The 17,966-nt window shown below is 68.4% G+C and carries 17 protein-coding genes; 4 read left to right on the forward strand and 13 right to left on the reverse strand.

Annotated elements, in window-relative coordinates:
- Nucleotides 1-61: 61 nt before the first annotated feature.
- From AWC31_RS13255 to AWC31_RS13265, 3 genes are read right to left on the reverse strand one after another with little or no spacing between them, the layout of a single operon-like run.
- Nucleotides 62-1,792 carry an ABC transporter ATP-binding protein gene (locus AWC31_RS13255; RefSeq protein WP_085144665.1) on the reverse strand — a complete coding sequence of 577 codons (1,731 nt, stop codon included), beginning with the start codon at nt 1,790-1,792 and terminating at the stop codon, nt 62-64.
- On the reverse strand, nt 1,789-4,380 hold the full coding sequence (locus AWC31_RS13260; RefSeq protein ID WP_085144666.1) for an ABC transporter ATP-binding protein/permease: 2,592 nt from the start codon (nt 4,378-4,380) through the stop codon (nt 1,789-1,791). The genes AWC31_RS13255 and AWC31_RS13260 overlap by 4 nt, the downstream gene beginning before the upstream one ends.
- The gene (locus AWC31_RS13265; RefSeq protein WP_085144667.1) at nt 4,380-5,093 is read right to left on the reverse strand and encodes a TetR/AcrR family transcriptional regulator; all 714 of its coding nucleotides are present in this window, start codon (nt 5,091-5,093) and stop codon (nt 4,380-4,382) included. The genes AWC31_RS13260 and AWC31_RS13265 overlap by 1 nt, the downstream gene beginning before the upstream one ends.
- A 113-nt stretch (nt 5,094-5,206) precedes the next feature.
- Here AWC31_RS13265 and AWC31_RS13270 point away from each other — a divergent pair, with 113 nt between their 5' ends.
- Nucleotides 5,207-5,827 carry a TetR/AcrR family transcriptional regulator gene (locus AWC31_RS13270; protein ID WP_085144668.1) on the forward strand — a complete coding sequence of 207 codons (621 nt, stop codon included), beginning with the start codon at nt 5,207-5,209 and terminating at the stop codon, nt 5,825-5,827.
- Complete coding sequence (locus AWC31_RS13275) at nt 5,824-6,480, forward strand: enoyl-CoA hydratase-related protein (protein WP_085144669.1); 657 nt, start codon at nt 5,824-5,826, stop codon at nt 6,478-6,480. Before AWC31_RS13270 ends, AWC31_RS13275 begins: the two co-directional genes overlap by 4 nt.
- On the opposite strand, the gene AWC31_RS13280 is transcribed toward AWC31_RS13275, so the two are convergent.
- The 6 genes from AWC31_RS13280 to AWC31_RS13305 form a co-directional block, all read right to left on the reverse strand.
- Nucleotides 6,477-7,367, reverse strand: a complete 891-nt coding sequence (locus AWC31_RS13280) for an SDR family NAD(P)-dependent oxidoreductase (RefSeq protein WP_085144670.1) — start codon at nt 7,365-7,367, stop codon at nt 6,477-6,479. The genes AWC31_RS13275 and AWC31_RS13280 overlap by 4 nt on opposite strands.
- Before the next feature lie 16 nt (nt 7,368-7,383).
- The gene (locus tag AWC31_RS13285) at nt 7,384-7,689 is read right to left on the reverse strand and encodes a hypothetical protein (RefSeq protein ID WP_085144811.1); all 306 of its coding nucleotides are present in this window, start codon (nt 7,687-7,689) and stop codon (nt 7,384-7,386) included.
- A gap of 78 nt (nt 7,690-7,767) precedes the next feature.
- The gene (locus tag AWC31_RS13290) at nt 7,768-8,178 is read right to left on the reverse strand and encodes a Zn-ribbon domain-containing OB-fold protein (RefSeq protein WP_085144671.1); all 411 of its coding nucleotides are present in this window, start codon (nt 8,176-8,178) and stop codon (nt 7,768-7,770) included.
- 2 nt (nt 8,179-8,180) lie between these two features.
- The gene (locus tag AWC31_RS13295; protein ID WP_085144672.1) at nt 8,181-9,389 is read right to left on the reverse strand and encodes a thiolase family protein; all 1,209 of its coding nucleotides are present in this window, start codon (nt 9,387-9,389) and stop codon (nt 8,181-8,183) included.
- 10 nt (nt 9,390-9,399) lie between these two features.
- Nucleotides 9,400-11,610: an acyl-CoA dehydrogenase family protein gene (locus AWC31_RS13300; protein ID WP_085144673.1), complete on the reverse strand. Its 2,211-nt coding sequence runs from the start codon at nt 11,608-11,610 to the stop codon at nt 9,400-9,402.
- Nucleotides 11,607-12,599 carry an NAD-dependent epimerase/dehydratase family protein gene (locus AWC31_RS13305; RefSeq protein ID WP_085144674.1) on the reverse strand — a complete coding sequence of 331 codons (993 nt, stop codon included), beginning with the start codon at nt 12,597-12,599 and terminating at the stop codon, nt 11,607-11,609. The genes AWC31_RS13300 and AWC31_RS13305 overlap by 4 nt, the downstream gene beginning before the upstream one ends.
- A gap of 105 nt (nt 12,600-12,704) precedes the next feature.
- Between AWC31_RS13305 and AWC31_RS13310 the strand changes: the two genes are divergently transcribed.
- On the forward strand, nt 12,705-13,274 hold the full coding sequence (locus AWC31_RS13310; RefSeq protein ID WP_085144675.1) for a TetR/AcrR family transcriptional regulator: 570 nt from the start codon (nt 12,705-12,707) through the stop codon (nt 13,272-13,274).
- Here the strand turns inward: AWC31_RS13310 and AWC31_RS13315 are convergent.
- Nucleotides 13,271-13,939 carry a GNAT family N-acetyltransferase gene (locus AWC31_RS13315; RefSeq protein ID WP_085144676.1) on the reverse strand — a complete coding sequence of 223 codons (669 nt, stop codon included), beginning with the start codon at nt 13,937-13,939 and terminating at the stop codon, nt 13,271-13,273. The genes AWC31_RS13310 and AWC31_RS13315 overlap by 4 nt on opposite strands.
- Before the next feature lie 60 nt (nt 13,940-13,999).
- Between AWC31_RS13315 and AWC31_RS13320 the strand changes: the two genes are divergently transcribed.
- Nucleotides 14,000-14,827, forward strand: coding sequence for a class I SAM-dependent methyltransferase (locus tag AWC31_RS13320; RefSeq protein ID WP_085144677.1), 828 nt, complete (start codon nt 14,000-14,002; stop codon nt 14,825-14,827).
- Here the strand turns inward: AWC31_RS13320 and AWC31_RS13325 are convergent.
- Genes AWC31_RS13325 through AWC31_RS13335 form a run of 3 tightly spaced genes read right to left on the reverse strand, consistent with a single transcriptional unit; the run spans nt 14,824 to nt 17,891 of the window.
- The gene (locus tag AWC31_RS13325; protein ID WP_085144678.1) at nt 14,824-16,023 is read right to left on the reverse strand and encodes a Dyp-type peroxidase; all 1,200 of its coding nucleotides are present in this window, start codon (nt 16,021-16,023) and stop codon (nt 14,824-14,826) included. The genes AWC31_RS13320 and AWC31_RS13325 overlap by 4 nt on opposite strands.
- A complete protein-coding gene (locus AWC31_RS13330; RefSeq protein WP_085144679.1) occupies nt 16,016-16,510 on the reverse strand; it encodes a copper chaperone PCu(A)C in 495 nt (164 codons plus the stop codon). Before AWC31_RS13330 ends, AWC31_RS13325 begins: the two co-directional genes overlap by 8 nt.
- Nucleotides 16,503-17,891 carry a PepSY-associated TM helix domain-containing protein gene (locus tag AWC31_RS13335; protein ID WP_085144680.1) on the reverse strand — a complete coding sequence of 463 codons (1,389 nt, stop codon included), beginning with the start codon at nt 17,889-17,891 and terminating at the stop codon, nt 16,503-16,505. The genes AWC31_RS13330 and AWC31_RS13335 overlap by 8 nt, the downstream gene beginning before the upstream one ends.
- Between the last annotated feature and the right edge of the window lie 75 nt (nt 17,892-17,966).

A 17,966-nucleotide genomic window follows, 5' to 3' on the forward strand; every position in this document is an offset into this window, starting at 1 on the left:
CGTGTCGAATTCGCGCCAACGCTACCGCGAGATCGACACGCTCAACAGGGGTTGGGCCGACTCAGTGCGTGATCTGCCAGTCCGCGGCTTCGTGCTGCTGGCGCCAGAATTCGTCGAATCGGCCACCCGCGGCGAGGAGTTCGTCGATGCTGCCGTCTTCTACGATCCGGCCCGCGTCGAGGAACAACACGCGGTCGGCATGACGGATACTGGCCAGCCGATGCGCGACGATCACCCGGGTGCGGGCCTGCAGGTCTGCGGTGAGGGCGTCGACGACGGCTGCCTCGTTCTCGTTGTCGAGCGCGCTCGTCGCCTCGTCGACGAGCAGCACCGGCGCGGGTTTGACGAGCGCACGCGCGATGCTGACCCGTTGGCGCTCACCGCCCGACAACGCCGTACCCGCCTCGCCGACCTTGGCGGCGTCGCCGTCGGGCAGCCGGCCGGTCAGCTCGTCGACCCGCGCCAGCCGGATCGCCCCGGCCAGTCGTTCGTCGTCCGCACCCGGATCACCGACCAGGATGTTGTCCCGGATCGACCCGTCGAACAGGTACGGGTGCTGGAACACCACACTCGTAGCGGCCCGGCGGGTTTCGGCGTCGAGGGTCGCGGCGTCGACGCCATCGATCAATACCCGGCCCGCGGTCGGCTGATGCAGCCCGGCGATGAGTGACAGGATCGTGCTCTTGCCCGATCCGGACGGCCCGACGATCGCCGTCGTGCCGCCCGGCTCCAGCACGAAGCTCACGTTCTCGAGTACCGGGTTGTCGCCGTAACCGAAACTCACGTTGTCGAATTCGATGCGCGGCGCGGATTTCAGATCCGGTAGGCCCGCGGTTCCGGCGGTCAGCGCCGGGGCGTCGAGCACACCCCGGATCCGGCCGAGCGTCGCCCGCGTCGACTCGATCGCCGGCGCGAGCTCGCTCAGCGCCGTGAACGGTTCGAGATAGCGCGCGATCACGACGATCAGCGCGATCGCCTCGGGCACGCCGAGTTCGCCGCGCACGGTGAGGACAGTGGCCATGCCCGCCAACAGGATCAGCGCCAGCTGACTGGCGAGGCTGAACAACAGCTGTCCCGGGATCTGCATGGCCAGCAGCCGGACGCCCGCGCCGTGCTGAGCGGCCAGCGCCCCGCCGACGAGGCTGCGGGCCGGCTCGACGCGACGCGCGGCGCGCAGCGCCTGCTGGGTGCGGGCGAATTCGATGATGCGCTCGGTGAACGCACTGTTGGTTTCGTCGGCGACGGTGTCGGCCTTGCGGCTCAGCCGGCCCGACGCCCACAGCGCGCCGAGCAGCACGACGACGCCGGCCAGCGCGGCCAGCCCGAGCGGCGCCGACACCGGCAGCAGGACCACCGCGATCGCGGCGGGCAACAGGATCGCGCCGATGAGCGGGGTCAGCAGATTGACCACCAGGCCGACGAGTTCCGGCCCGGTCGAGGCGATCGCCTGGCGCGCGGTGGCGGTGTGCTCGGCCGTCAACCAGTCCAGCCGGATGTTCGGCAACCGGTCGGCGACGTCGTGCTGGGTGTTGTCCAGAACCGCGAAGCCGAGCGCGAATCCGAGCCGCGAGGTCGTGGTGTCGACGATCCAGCCGGCCACGGTCGCGAGCGTCAGCCAGCCCAGCCAGCGCCACGCGTCGGCAGGCGTATCGCTGAACAGCGCGGCGACGAGCGGTACCAGCAGCACCGTCCCGACCGCACGGATCAGCACCGAAAGCAGTGTCAGAACCGAGTAGACACCGAGCTTGCCGCGCATCGCGGCGGGTACGAGGGCGATCAGCGTGCGGATCATCGGGTGGCCTCCCCGGCGGTGACGGTGTCGCGCCTGCCCATCTCCCACAGTTGGTGGTAACGGCCGCCCGCGGCGAGCAGTTGCTCGTGGGTTCCGGTTTCGACGATCCGGCCCGCGTCGAGCACGACGATCTGGTCGGCATGGGTGATGGTGTGCAGCCGGTGCGCGATGACCAGCACCGTCCGGTCCTTGGTCAACCGGTTGAGTGCCTGCTGCACAAGGTATTCCGATTCGGGGTCGGCGAAGGCCGTCGCCTCGTCGAGGATCAGCACCGGCGTGTCGGCGAGGATTGCCCGCGCGATCGTGAGGCGCTGCTTCTCACCGCCGGACAGGCTCGACGCCGCACCGAGCGGCGTGTCGTAGCCGGCGGGCAACCGCAGGATGCGGTCGTGGATCTGAGCGTCCCGCGCGGCTTGGTGGATCCGTTCGATGCTCGCGTCGGGATCGGCCAGCGCGATGTTCTCGGCGACGGTGCCCGCCACCAGTTGTGTCTCCTGGAGCACGAATCCGACCCGGCGGTACAGCTCGTCGGCCGGCAACGACCGAATGTCGCTGCCACCCACCGAGATGGCGCCGTCAGCCACGTCGTAGAAGCGGGCCAGCAGCGCGGCGAGCGTGGACTTGCCCGACCCCGACGGACCGACGAGCGCGGTCACCGTGCCCGGCTTGAGGGTGAGTGAGACGTCGTGGATGACGGGCACACCCGGCCGGTACCCGAATGTCACGTTGTCGAACACCACATCTCCGGGCGCGGCGGTCGCGCTCTCCCCGGTGCGCACCGCGAGTTCGGCTTCGTCGAGCGTGGACTGGATGCGACGCGCCGCGAGCATGCCCCCGCGGATACCGCTCAATCCGTAGCCGATGCCGAGCAGGCGGACGCCGAACGTGGTGCCCAGCAACAGGAACGGCAGGAGATCCACCGGGTTCATCGCGCCGGCGACGATCATCGGGGTTCCCACGACCGCGATCAACCACAGGAACGTGCCGGGCCGCGTGACCAGATCCATCAGCGACTTCTTGCCGGTGAACGGGCGCTGCCAGGCCACCAGGAATCCGATGTACTCGTCGAGCCGGCGGCGGAAGCTCGATGACGCGGCGCCGCCGAAAACCCGCACCACGGGCTGGCCTTCGAGGTAGGCACCGGCTTCGCCGCTCATCCGCTCGGCCCAGCGCTGCGCCTGCCCGATCTTCTGGCCGGACTGGATCGTCATGACCGACATCAGCACGAGGTAGGTCAGCACCGGGATGAACAGCACCAGTGCCAGGCGCCAGTCGACCACGAACAGATACACCAGCACGGCGATGGGCGCGATGACGGCTGCGACCGCGTCGGGGATGGCGTGGGTGACCAGGTAGTGCAGGGACAGGGTGTCGTCCTGCACGAGCTGTTTGATCGATCCCGAGCCGCGAGCGGTGAACCAGCCCAACGGCAGCCGGGCCATCTTGGTCAGCAGTCGGGTTCGTAGATCGCGCGCGAAGTTCGCGTCGATCCAGTGCAACCACAACGTCAGCGCGGCGGCGAGGAATGTGCCGGTGCCGAGCAGGCCGACCGCGGTGAGGCCGAGCGTCCACAGCCGGTCGGCGTCGGCGCCCGACAGCAGCAGCCGGGCGAGTTCGACCAGCAGGACGAACGGCGCCAGTTGCACGAGGGTGATCAACGCCTGCAGGACGCCGGAGATGATCAATTTGTTCTTCAGCGGGGCCAGGAGCCGGCCCGCAGCCTGCGCTCGCCAGTTGCCGCGGGCGCCCGTCGCCGCCGGTTTCTTGTCCTCGGCCGTATTGACGGCGGCCGCTTTCCCGGCGGCCGGTTCGGCGACAGCGGGGGTGGCGTCGGGTGTCTCGTCGTCGCGCTTGGTGCCCATCGCGCGACCCTGGGTCCAGTACGCCTGGGCGTGCAGTTCGGACTTCGGGAAACCGAACTCGTCGCGCAGCCGGGTCCGCAGGTGCTTGAGCGAGCCAGCCTCCGGCGTCACCCAGCAGTACCAGTCCGACCAGTCCCTCGACTCGATCGCCGCGGCCAGCGAGGCGGTGTCCTCGCGGGCCACCCAGTGCAGGTTGCGCCGCGGGTGCTCGGTGATCGGGATGAGCAGATCGCTCTCGTCGTGCTGCTCGAGGTACACCTCGATGGGAATGTCTTGGGGGACAACGCCGATGATGCCGTTGATGGCCGGCGTGGACGCGGCGTCACCGATCAGCAGATAGCCCGCGGGCGGATCCTCCGGGACGGTGAAGCCGGGCGAACCGAGCGACATCACCGGAACGCTGTCCCCCGGCTTGGCCGACCTGGCCCATTTCGAGGCCGGGCCGGAAGGCTCGTGCAACACCACGTCGATCGTGAAATGCCCGGTGTCCGGATCCATTTCGGTCATCGTGTATGCGCGCTGGTACTCGGTCTTCGAGCCGTCCGGGTCGGGCACCCAGAACCGCAGGTACGACGTCGGTACGGCCACGGCGTCCTCGAACACCGTGGGCGAGACCATCCGGAGCCGCAGCAGATTCGGCGTCACCTGCTCGGTGCTGATCACGGTGGCCTGGTGATCACGCGCGCCGAAGCCGCGCATCATCACCCCCTGGAATCCGCGTGCCATCAGCGGTCCTCTCCCGCGGCGGTCAGGTCCGCCACGATGTCGTCGATCGGTCTGCCGGGTGCCGCCGTCGCCAGCAGTCCCCGGATCAAGGCGTTCAGCAGCAGGTCCACGTACTGCCTGCTGGTCAGTTGCATCCCTGCGGTGTGCACCGGGCCGAGCGCGGCATCACCGGCGAGCCGCTCGGCGATCGCGTCGCGTTCCCGGTCGAAGCCCTCGTCGGTGACACTGGCCTCGGCCTTGATCTCGTGCTGGGCGGCCAGTCCGATGGCCACCACGGCGACCGAGCTACTGAGCAGCGCGGCCGACTCCGGCGGGTAGCCGCGCCTGCCGAGGATCGCCACCTCGTCGGCCAGCAGCCGGGCGCCTGCCTCGCCACGCGGAAACAGCAACTGCAGGTAGGCGGCCAGCCCGGGATGCGCGAGCGCGAAGCCGTGCAGCCGCACCCCGAAGGACAGCAGATGTTCCTCGATGGTTTCGCTCGGGTCGTCACCGAGTTCGAGTTCGGCGAGCAGGCTCTCCCCCACGAGCCGCTCAAGCTCCCACCGGCCGCCGATGTGGCGGTACAGCGCGGTCGCGGATACGCCGAGCCGGGCCGCGACGGCGTTGACGCTCAACCGGCGCATGCCCAGTTCACGCCCGGCCTCGACGATGTCGGCCACCGCGATCTGCGGCGGACGCCCGCCGACGCGGGCTGCGACATCGTGGATCGCCACCGCTACCCCCAGTGGGCCATTAGGAAAGTTACCCCCACAAACTAAGGGTGACCTTACCGATCGTCAACCTCCACGTTCCAATAACCGAGCACTCGCTCTGTTATGGTGACGTCATGCCGCGTCCCCGCGTGTACGACCCGGACGTCGTCCTCGACGCCGCCGAGTCGCTCGCCGTCGCATCGGGCCCGGCGGCCGTGACCGTCCGGGCGATCAGCGACACGGTCGGCCTGTCCAACGGGGCGCTCTATCACACGTTCGGATCTCGGGCGGGCCTGTTGGCCCGTACCTGGCTGCGCGCAGGCCGCCGGTTCCTCGATGTGCAGCGCGAGTTGGTGGCCGATTCTCGGCCGGGCCTCGACGCGATCGCCGCGGCGGCACAGGCGCCGGTGACCTTCGCCGAGCGCTGTCCCGACTCGGCCGCCCTGCTGTTGCGCATGCGCCGCGACGATGTGCTCGGCCCCGACACACCCGGCGAATACGCCGCCGAGATCGCCGAACTGGAAAAGCTGTTGGTGGAGTTGATGATCCAGCTCGCGAGCGATGCCTGGGGCCGGCGCGACCGGGCCGCGGTGGATGCCGTGACAACGTGCATCGTCGATCTGCCCACGGCGATCCTGTTGCACCGCAATCGGCTTGCCGATCCGACAGCCCGCCGACATCTGCGGGCCGCCGTCGACGCCGTGCTGGCCGTGGGGCCGGCACCGCGGAAACCCAGAGAAAGGGAACAGCAGTGACACCGACCCTCGACTACGACGGCGAGATCGCCGTCCTCGACCTCGGCGACGACGAGAACCGCTTCTCGCCGGAATTCCTCGACGCGGTCGACGCGCTTCTCGACACCGTGCTCGACAAGGGTGCGCAAGGACTCGTGACGACGGCCGACAGCAAGTTCTACTCCAACGGGCTCGACTTGGATTGGCTTGGGGCACACAGTGACCAGGGACCGTGGTACGTCGGACGGGTGCAGGGCCTGCTGGCCCGGTTCCTGACGCTGCCGATCCCCACGGCCGCGGCGGTGGTGGGCCACGCCTTCGGGGCGGGCGCGATGCTGGCCGTCGCGCACGACTACCGGGTGATGCGCGCCGATCGCGGGTTCTTCTGCTTCCCCGAGGTCGACATCCGTATCCCGTTCACGCCGGGGATGGCCGCACTGATCCAAGCGAAGCTGACGCCGCAGGCCGCGGTCGCCTCGATGACGACCGGCCGCCGGTTCGGCGGCGTCGACGCACATGAATACGGTTTGGTCGACGCCACCGCCGCCGAAGGCGCGGTGACGCTCACCGCGACCGAGATGCTGCGCCCGCTCGGCGGCAAGGACTCGGGCACGCTGGGCGCGATCAAGCAGGTGATGTTCGGCCCGGCGGCCGACGCGCTGCGGGCGGGTTAGACGGGGATGGCGGTTCCGGTCTCCCGCTCGGCGAATTCCACGACGCGGGCGGCGGATTCGTAGTCGCAGGCCACTGCCGACCGGCCGATCAGCACGGGGTCGCCGCGCAACCCGAATTTGCCGTCGACGCCGACGTAGCTGCCGGGCGGGATGGGTTCGCTGATGCAGTAGAGCGTCGGGGCGGCTCCGGCGTCGATGTCGTTGGCCAGCACATCGGCCACGGCCTTGACGCCCCGCTGTACCGCTGACATGAGCGGCTTCTCGGAGACATTGGGCAGATTCGATGCGACCCAACCGGGATGGGTCAGGTGTGTGACGATCGGCGAGCGCGCGGCCCGCAGCCGTCGATCGAGCTCGAGGCCCCACAGCATGACGGCCAACTTCGATCGGCTGTAGGCGCCCATCACCGTCCACTTGTTGCGGCGCAGGTGCATATCGTCGAGCCGCAGGGTCGCGCTGCGGTGCGCATCCGACCCCACATTGATGATCTGCGACCGCACCCGGTCGAACAGCAGATTGGTCAACGCGAACGGGCCGAGCAGATTGGTGCCGAGCGTCATCTCGAAACCGTCGATGGTGTCGACCCGGTGCTGGCTGAGCGCACCGGCATTGTTGATCAGCACGTCGACGTCACCGTCGAACAAGCCGGGAAACGCCCGCACCGAAGACATGTCGGCGAGATCGAGCTTGACCACCTCGGTCGAGCCACCGATCTCGGCAGCCCGCTGCGCGCCGAGTTCGGTGTTGCGGACCGCGAGAACGACGTGGGCACCAGCCCGCGCCAGCGCGCGGGCGGTTCCCAGGCCGACGCCGTTGGTCGCACCGGTCACGATGATGCGCTTGCCGCTCAGATCGCCGAGCCGGCTCGGCGCCCACCTGGTCGTCACATGGGTGAGAGTAGCGTCAGCCGCCCCAGCCGCGCTGGCCGTCCCAGCCACCGCAGATGCCGTTGATGCAGCCGTGGCCCCAGCCGCCCTGGACCGGGTTCCAGCCGCCGCAGCCGTGCCAGTTGGGCCCGCTGTCACAGCCACCGCCGCCGCCGGCGTCGCCGCTGCCACTCGGCGTGGCGAGGACTACCTGATTGGTTCCGGTGAGATCGGTGAACGTGGCAGGCGCGTCGGCCAAAAGTGCTGCTGTCGGTCCGGCTGCGATCGCGGCTGCGGCTCCCGCTACGAAGACTGACCCCAGGAGTTTCCGTATGGTTAGCATGACTCCATAATCCTCCGCGGCGCGCCGCATGCCAAGGAAAATGTGAGAGCCGACACCACTTTTCGCCGAACGCCGAGGTCAGGCGGGTGCGTAGCGCAGCATTGTCACGGCATGCTCGGGGTGGTCGCAGAACACCGGGCGCACCCGCATGCCGATCCGCAGCTCCTCCGGCCTGGCCTCGACCATTTCGGTGGAGAATCGCGGCCCCTCATCCCATTCCACGATCGCCAATATTTGCGGGACGGCGTCGGCGAAGTGGGGTCCGACGGGCCGTCGCGCGACGGTGAACGTGTACAACGTGCCCATGCCCGAGATCTCGCGCCACTCCAGATCGGAGGCCAGGGTTCGCGGGGCGAGCACGCGCGGGTAGAACACGTAGGCCTGCGATGACGGCGAGTATTGGATGACGACGCGGTGTTCGCTCAACGCATCCCAAAACGGCGCACTGGTCGGAGTTTTCACCGGCATGGGTCGGGTGAGTCCGGTCATCGTCAGTCGCCTTCCAGGATGAGGGTGGTCTGCTCGGAGAGGATGCCGCCGTTGCCGGAGACGAACGCGCGATCGCATTCGGTGACCTGCGCGGCGCCGGCGCGGCCCATGATCTGGCGCGTCGCGTCGCACACATGGTGCATACCGCCGGCGAGTCCGGCCTGTCCGAAACCCAATTGCCCGCCCGCGGTGTTGAGCGGGAAGTCGCCGCGGAACGTGAGGTCGTGGTCGGACACGAACGCCATGCCCTTGCCCTTCTCACAGAAGCCGGCGTCCTCCAGGCTCAGCAACACCGTGATCGTGTAGCAGTCGTAGATCGACACCATGTCCATCTGGTCCCGCGTCAGCCCGGTCATCCCGAACGCGGTGTCGGCGGCTTTACGGATCGGCGTATCCAGCAGGTTCTCGGCGTAGGTCGGCGTCTTGAACGGCACGTGCTCGCCAAAACCCTTGACCCACACCGGCCGGTGCCTGGCCTTGGCGGCCACGTCGGCGTTCGCGACCACCACGGCAGCCCCGCCCACGCACGGCATGACGATCTCCAGCATGTGCAGCGGGTCGGCGATCACCGGGCTGGCCAATACGTCCTCGATGGTCAACGGCTTGTCTTTCCAGATCGCACCGTCGGTGTGGTTGGCGTTGACCCGTTGATCCACCACGATCTTCGCCATCGCGCGTTCGTCGTAGCCGTACTCGTAGGCGTAGCGCTGCGCCACCTGCCCGTACGGACCGTTCTGCCCGAGGTTGCCGTAGGGAATCTCGAATTCCGCCTGCGGCGAACCGAATTGGTTGCTGGACGAGCCGAAGAACACGGCGTCCGACAGCGTTTTGGGTTTGAGTTCGGAGGTGGGCGTGAGGTAGCGGGCGGGCAGCGCGCACAGCACAACATCGCAGATGCCGAGCTCGACGGCGGCCGCCGCGCGCCACACCATGCCTGCGGCACTGGCTCCGCCGAGGTCCAGCAACTCGGCGAAATTCGCTCGCACATCCAGGTATTCGGCGACTGTCGACGGAACGAAGATCTCCGACTCGCCCAGGTGGGACGTGACGATGCCGTCGACGAGTTCGGCCGACAAACCGGCGTCGTCGAGCGCCGCGGCCGCCAACAGTGCCCATTGTTCGAGCGTGAACGGCGCAGGCGTGGCAGTGCTCAACCGCTCGGGTGGCAACTCGACGTAGCCGACGATCGCGGCCTCACCCTTCAATCCCATACCGGCTCCTTTATTTGCGGGGCAATCCCAGAATCATCTGGGCGATGATGTTGAGCTGAATTTCGGTGGTGCCACCGCCGATCAGTTCGGCGGGCAGGTCCAGATACGGCGCGACGACGGGCGGATCGCTCTCGGCTTCCAGGGCGAGCGGGCCGGACAGTCCCAGTGTGAGTGTTGCTGCGCGCCGCAGCATCACGTTGGTCGCGACTTTCGCGATGCTCGACGCCGGCCCGGGCGGCCGGCCGTCGAGCAGTCGCAGCGTCTCGCGAAGGCCGAGCGCCTTGAGGGCATTCGTGTAGGCGTCGATCTCGCCGATCGCATGCAGCAACGGGTCGCGGTCGGCGCTCACGGACGCGAGCCGGCGCAGGGCACCGACGCGGTCGATGTGCACGTAGCCGCTGATGGCCACCCGCTCCTGCGCCATGGTGCTGATCGCCAGTTGCCATCCCGACGTCGGCTCGCCCAGCAGCAAGCCGTCGGGGACGAACACGTCGGTCAGGAACACCTCGTTGATATCGGCCCGCCCGCTCGCTTGGGTGATCTGCTGGAATCGGACTCCCGGCGAACGCATGTCGAGGATGAAGTAGCCGATCCCGCGGTGCTTCGGCGCCTGTGGATCGGTGCGGGCCAGCAGCGCTCCGAAGTCGACGCGGTGCGCCACCGAGGTCCAGATCTTGTGGCCGTTGATGAGCCAGCCACCCTCGACCCGGGTCGCGCGAGTGGTGAGCGACGCGAGGTCCGAACCCGCTGCGGGCTCGCTGAACAGCTGGCACCAGGCCAGCTCGCCCCGCAGCGTCGCAGGCACGAAACGCTCGCGGAGATCCTCGGTTCCGGCGGCGATGATGCTCGGCAGGATCCATTCCGCGATGCCGATCGACGGCCGCTGCAGCGCGCGCTTGCCGAATTCCTCGTCCACGATGAGCTGCTGGCGCACGGTGGCGTCACATCCCCACGGCGCAGGCCAGTGTGGCGCGATGAGCCCGGCTTTCGCCAGCAGATCGCGGCGCGGCCCGGTCGCGAATTCGGGACGGTCGTCCTGGCGGCCGGCACCGTCGTCGGTCACGGTGAGCGCGGTGTCGAGCACCTCGGCGACCCGTGCGCGGAACTCCGCATCGCCATCCCCGAGTTCGACGGACATGTCCCGCGTCGCGGTTTCCGACAGTTCGCCGAGTTCACGGGTCCACCGCGGCAGCGGACCGATCGCGGCCGCCAGGCTTGTGGCCCGCCGCCAGTAGAGATGCAGATCGTGCTCCCAGGTGAAGCCGATCGCGCCGAACATCGTGAGTGCTTCGAGCACCAGGCCGGGTGCCGGTGCCACCGCCATCACGGCAGCCGCCGCGACGGCGAGCCGACGCTGATCGGGCGTACCGGCCAAGGCGCGCACCGCATCCCAGGCCGCTGCCGTCGCCAGTTCGCTGTTGACCAACAGCATCGCGGCCTTGTGCTGCAGCGCCTGGAAGGTGCCGATCGGTTTGCCGAACTGCTCACGCGTGCGCAGGTGTTCGGTGACGACGCGCACGCACCACTGGCTGATTCCGGCTGACGCGCATGCGCTCAGGGCCGCGGCGATACCGGCGATCCGGTGCTCGTCCAGATTCGGCAGCAGCGCTGTGCCCGGCACCGGATGGTCCTGCAACCGCAGCACGCCCAGGTCGGTGGTCAGATCGGTGCCCCGGCGCGTCTCGACGTCGGCCGCTGCCGGATCGATCACGAACCACACCAGGCGGTCCGGGGTGCGGGCCGGCAGGATCACCCGCTGCGCCGCGCACAGTCCGAGTGTCGGGCCCGACGAACCGGTGACGCGCCAGCCGCCGCCGTCGGCGCGCGCTTCGAAGTCGGCATGTTCCGCCAACACGACAGCCGCCGGGATACCGGCTGCCAACTCGGTGAGAACGGTTGTGGTCGTTTCGGTTTCGCCCGCCGCGCACACCACCGCACCGGCGATCGCGGTACTCAGCAGCGGCCCGGGCAGCAACGCCGATGCCGCCGCTTGCAGCACACAGGCCAGATCGGTGAGGCCACCGCCTCCGCCACCGACCTTCTCCGGCAGGTGCACGGCGTGAAAACCGTTGGCCACCAGCTCCGGCCACCACGACGGCAGGATTCCGTGCGCCAGCTCGTCGAAACCGGCCCTGGTGGCCGCGATCGGCGCGTGCCGCGCGGCGAATGCGCACACCGCCTCGGCGAGTTGCTCCTGTTCGGGCGTGATCGCAATGCTCATGCGCGGCGCCGGGAGGTGAAGAACTTCGCGGCATCGGCGATGGCCTGCGGCGTCGGGCCCGGTTGCCAACCAAGTTCGCGTACGGCCTTGCCGTGATCCATCGGCGACATCACATGCATGAGCCGCACGGTCAGCGGGCTCAACCGGCTGTCGCGTCCGGTCAGGCTCGCGACGCGGTCGGCGACCGCACCGGCTGCTGCCAGCAGACGGATCGGCACGCCACGCTTCGGCGGCTCGACATCGACCGCCGCACAGGCGGTTTCGTAGATCTCCCGAGCGGACATGAACCGTTCGGAGACGATGTAGCGCTCCCCCGGGCGGCCGCGGTCGCCGGCCAGGATCAGCGCCTCGGCCGCGTCGCCGACACCGACCGTCTCGGCTGCCGCGCCTTTGACGTAGAACGGCAGCTTGCCCCGCACCGCGGCCGCGACGAGCCCGCCGTGCGGGGTCGGCAACCAGTCGCCGGCGCCGTACGTGTTCGAGACGCACATCGCGACCGCGGGCAGTCCCTTTTCCTGCACGTATCGCAGCACCATCTGTTCGGCGAGCACGCGGGTGTGCACGTAGTCGCCGCCGATGTCGAGCCAGTTGTTGGGTAGTTCCTCGGTGGCGCAGCCGGATTCGGCCAGTCCGATGGTCGCGATCGAGCTCGTGAAGACGAACTTGCGGAGATTCGCGTCGGCGGCGATGTCCAGAACGTTCTGCAGCCCTTCGACATTCGTGCGCCACAGCGGCGTCGGGTCACGCAGCCAGGCGCGCGCGTCGACGACGCAGTAGTACACCACGTCACAGCCGGCCATCGCGGCACGCACCGACTCGGTGTCGAAGATGTCGCCGTAGCGGCGTTGCACATCGAGATCGTCGATGCCCCGGGTCGAGCTCGTGGGGCGGATGAGGACGCGCACCTTCTCGCCGCGTTCGACCAGCCTGCGGGTGACGTGCGAACCGAGGAACCCACTGGCCCCGATGACGAGTTTCTCAGCAGTCATAGGGCCCTTGCGTTCGTTTTCATGGCGTTTACGAGACGGTGCGTCTCGTCTTGTGGGAGACTACGGCGTGTAGCTTTTCCTGTAAAGAGCGACGAGGATCTGCCGATGACGACCGAAACCCCGCCGCGGCGGCGCAGCGAGAAATCCCGGGTGGCCATCATCGAGGCCACCCGGGAGTTGTTGCTGGAACGCGGCTTTGACGGCTTGAGCATCGAAGCCGTCGCCGCGAAGGCCGGGGTCGGCAAGCAGACGATCTATCGCTGGTGGCCGAGCCGGCCCGCCCTGGTCGCCGACGTCCTGCTCGAGGATGCCGACAAGATCCTCGCGACGATCCCCGCCACCGACGACGTCACCGCCGACCTGGTGTCATGGGCCGGAACGCTGGCGTCGGCGCTGACCACGAAGCACGGCTACGCCATGCTGCGCACCCTCACCGCGGCCTCGCTCGAACACGAAGACACTGCGGCCCGGTTGCGCGCCGGGTTCAGCAGGCCGCTGCTCGACTCCGTCCGTACGCGGTTGCTTGCCGAGAACATCGCGGCCGAAACCGCCCATGCGGCGGCTGACGCCCTGCTGGGCGCGGTCGTCTACGCGATCCTGTCCGAGGGTCGCAGCTATGAACGGCGACGAGCCGAGACCACGGCCCGCACAATCGTGGCGAGCCTGCGCGGCTAAGCCGGAGGCACGGCGCCCGGTGCTCGCACGACCATCGGCACGGCCGGGAAGTACGAGGCCATCTCCGAACGCGACTTACGCAGCGCCGCAGTGCCATAGCCCCGTTTGCGGAAATCCGGATGAATCCAGATCCGCACATTGACCTCGCCGCCGACGAGTTCGCCGAACACCATCCCGACCTTCTCGGGACCTTCGAGCGCCACGAACCAGGCGGCCTCCTCGGCGTTCACGCGGCCGAGCGCCGCGCGGATCTCGTCGTCGAGTTCGGCTGCCGGAGCGCCGGATCCGTCACCGGACGCGCCCACGTCGGCGGTCCGGGCCGCGAAGATGTCGCGGTCGGTCTCGGGAGAGAACGCCCGCAACTCCAGCGTCTCCCCGGAACTCGCCGGGCGTTCCTGGGCGGTGAAGCTCAGCTGACTGTTCAGATCGTCGAGTTCCGCGGCGATCTGGCGCCGGGAATCCTTGGTGATCTGCGCGAAAGACAATCCGATGACGGCCTCGGCGGCGGCGTGCGACGTACCGAGTAATCCGGCGACAGCGTCGACGGCGGTAGCACGATCCTCGGCCTCGACGATCACATCGAGCAGTTCGTGCCGCCGGTTGAGGGCATTCAGCAGTGCGTCGGTGATTTCCCGCCGCGCCGCGGCTTTGTCGTGATCGGTCATGACGACGAGCGTAGAGGAGTAGCGAACACGGCGCCCGCGGCTTAGGCTAGCCTAAGTTCCATGGCGAAGGTGGAACCAGCGCTCGGTGAAGTGCAGGAGACGCTGCTCATTCCGCTCTACGGCCGGGCCAGGGACGCCGCCGCGCGCCATCCCGTGCTGCACGACCGTCGCGCCGCCGAACTCGTGGATCGAATCGACTACGACTTCACGAAGTTCGGCGGCCCGTCGTTGTCGGGTTCGGTACTGCGGTCGGCGATCTTCGACGGCTGGGTCAGGCAGTACCTCGACGAACACCCCGACGGGACCGTCGTCGAGATCGGCACCGGCCTCAACACGCGGTTCGACCGCCTCGACAACGGCCGCGTGCGCTGGTTCGACCTCGACCTGCCCGACACGATCGCGATGCGCAGGCAGTTCTTCACCGACCGTGACCGCTGCACGATGCTCGCGGGTTCGGTGCTCGACACCGATTGGTTCGACGCCGTCGCACCGGACGCCGGCACGGCTGCGCCCCTACTGTTCGTGATCGAAGCCGTGCTGGTGTACTTCACCGAGGAGCAGGCCCGCACCGTTGTCACACAACTCGCCGAGCGCTTCCCCGGTTCGCTTCTGGCCTTCGACACCGGCGGCGCCACGATGATGCGCAATCAAGAGCGCAACGGTTCGATGAAGGCCGTGACCGCGCGGATGCAGTGGGTGTGCGAGGACCCGCGCCGGCTGGAGGCATGGGGGGTGAAGCTGCTCGACAGCCGTACCTTTGCCACGCCGCAGCCGGAGGTGGGGAGAGGCTGGCCGGCGCGCTACCGCTACGGTCTTCGCGCGCTGGCCCGCCTCGCGCCCGGTGTCGTCAACAGCTACAAGCTCAACCTATTCCGGCTCGGCGGCTAACCTCCCTCCAGCAGCGCCTGACCCAGGTACTGCTCGGACGAGTCGACACCCGGCAGCATCACGAACACCGCCGAGCCGATCGCGGTGGTCCACTGGTTGAGCGCGTCGAACGCGGCGAGCCGCCGCTGCACCGGCAGGAACTGCGCGTCGATGTCGCGTTGATACGTCACGAAGATCAGCCCGGTATTGGAGGTCTGGCCGGGTTCGGGCGGATCGTCGTAGTTGTAGGGCCGGCGCAGGAACCGTTCCCGGCTGTCTCGGTGGTGTGCCAGCGCGATGTGGGAATTCTCGGGTATCACCGGAATGCCATTGCGCCGCAACGTGAAATCCGGCTCGTCCATCTCACGTTGCCCGCTCAACGGCGCACCGGTGTCCAGCGTGCGGCCGACGGTGAGTTCCTTGCTCTGCCGGTCCAGTTCATCCCACGTGTCGAGTTGCATCTCGATACGCCGGATGACCATGAGCGTTCCACCGCTCAGCGCCGGCTGGTCGTCGCCCAACCACACCAGGTCATCGAAGTCGCCGGGGCTCAGGGTAGCCGTGCCGTCCACCTGCCCCATCAGGTTGCGCATCGACGTGCCCTGCTGGTCGGCTCCGCGGGCGCTGCGAAATCCCGTCTGCCGCCAGCGTTGTACGGACATCGACCGGACATTCTTCGTCAAGACCCGGGTAGCGTGTGCCACCACGACAGGATCGTCGGCACAGATCTGCAGCACCAGATCACCACCCGACCAACGTTCGTCGAGGCGGTCGGTGTCGAACACCGGAAGCTCGCGGGCCGAGGGCGGCCGGGGCAGGCCGAGCCGATCGAGCAGGCCGCCACCGACACCCACGGTGATCGTGAGACGTGCTGGGCGCAGGGCCAATTCGGGTTCGGTGTCGGCGAGTGCGGGTACACCGCGGGTGAGCCGTGCTGCGTCGGCAGTCCACAGCCGCAGGATCGCGGCGACGGTGTCCCGCTCGCCGCGGCCCGTATCGGGCTTGACGTCGAACGCGATGAACACCGAGTGGGACTGCGGAGCGGTGGTTATCCCGGCCTGGTGAGGGCCGTGGAACGGCTCGGCCTCACCACCGAACCCGACCGTGGCGGATTGCGCGGCACCGCATTCGGTGAGAACAGCACCTGCGGCCAACACGGCGGCACCCCCGGTGAGGAGGCGCCGCCGGTTGACCGTCAGCCAGGACGGATCAGCCATGGGCATGGGGATCGGCCGGCTGATAGTTCTCGTCGCCGCCGGAGGCGTCGCGCACCTGGGCGGTGATCGGTAGCGACGAGCCGTCGTCGAACACCACCGTCATCTCGACGTCGGCCCCTGGCTGCAGCGGCGCCGTCAGATCCATCAGCATCAGATGGTCACCGCCCGGGATCAGCTCGTGCGTGCCGCCGGCGGGAATGGTGAAGCCGCCTTCTTTGGGCCGCATGGTCTTCGCGCCGCCCGAATCGGGCACGACCTCGTGCATCTCGACCGTCTTGGCGGCCGGTGAGGTCGCCGAGACGATCCGCGCGTCATGATGACCGCTGTTCGCGAGGGTGCCGAAAACCGCCGTCATTCCCGTGTCCGCGGCGCTGGCCCATTGATCGGTGATCGTGACCGTCGCCGCCATCTTCTCGTCCTCATGGCCTTGTGTGCATCCCGCTGCCACGAACGTGACGGCACCGAGAACCGCTATCGCCCTACGCATTGCGCTTCCTCACTGCAAGCCCCGCGACCACCGCGTCTGCGACCAAGAACGCCACCAGACTCAGGCCGAACAACGGCAGACACCAGCCGATCACCGCGGCCACGACGACGACCGTGGCGATGCCGAGCGGTGGGAGTCGTCGGAGTACGCCGCGCAGTGGTGGCCTGCCGACCGCCCAGTCCGACCCCCGGGTCGGACGGCGCTGCCACCACATGCGGTAGCCGCGCACGATGACCGTGATGAGCCCGATCATGGTCAGCGCCAACACGATCTGGTTGGCCAGGCCGAACAGCAGACCCATGTGGGCCTCGATCGTCCATTCGGTGAGCTTGGCGAGCAACGGCCATTCCGAGAAGTCGACCCGGTCACTGATCGCGCCCGTGGCCGGGTCGACCGCAATCGAGTCGTAGCGGGTCGGCCAGTCACGTTTGCGTTCATCGACCTTCCACGCCTCGCCCGATTCCGCGGGCGGGTACAGCCACATCGGCCCCTGCAGTCCAGCCGATTCGGCGGTGCGCGACACGGTGTCCACACCGTGCAGGTTGGTTTCGCCTGCACTGCCCTGACCGTGATGCCCTGTCGCCGTTGTGGTTCCCCCCGCCAGCGCGGTGTCGACGCTCGGCGCGGTCGTGTCGAACCGCGCCTGGATACTGTTCACCGTTTCCCCCGCATAGCGCGACCACGTGATGCCCGAAACCGACAGCGCGAGCAGCACCACGATCGTCCACACGCCCACCGCGCCATGCCACGACAGCGTGCGGCGGCGCCCGGTCGCGGACCGGTCGGGTGCGACGAGGTTGCGCAGCTTGTTGTCGCGGCGCTGCATGATCCACAGCGCGAGGCCGGCGAGTGCGATCACCCACATCCAGCTCGCGGCGAGCTCGCTGTAGTTGCGGCCCACCGCGCCCAGGTGCAGGTTGCGGTGCAGTTCATCGAACCAGGCGCGCAGCGGCATCCACTGGCCGTACGTGGTGAGCGCGCCGCGCACTTCACCGGTGTACGGGTCGACGAACACCGTGCGCGAATAGTCCGGTGGAACGTCGTCGACGGTCAGGCGCACCTGCGTCGTCTCGTCGGGTTCGACCGGTGGGCGGATGCTCTCGACGGAGCCTTCCGGGTGGGCGGCACGGGCCGCGTCGAGTTGATCGGCCAGCGGCAGACGGTGGTCGCCGACATGGTCGACGGTCAACTCGTGGCGGTAGACCATGTTGTCGATCTGCGGAATGAGGGCGTACAGCAAGCCGGTGACGGCGGCGATCAGGATGAACGGGCCGACGAATACGCCCGCATAGAAGTGGAGCCGGACCAGCAGCGGGCGGATGGTCCGGGGTTTGACGGGTGGGGGTTCGGTGCGTAGTTGGTCGTCAGGGGTCGTGGTCATGGAAATGCCTTCGCTCAAAGGGAATGTGCGCAGACGCGCAACGGGTAACAGCCCGCCGGTGGACGACGGGCTCAC

Origin of the sequence: Mycolicibacterium wolinskyi (assembly GCF_002101965.1) — a bacterium.
Taxonomy (GTDB): domain Bacteria; phylum Actinomycetota; class Actinomycetes; order Mycobacteriales; family Mycobacteriaceae; genus Mycobacterium; species Mycobacterium wolinskyi.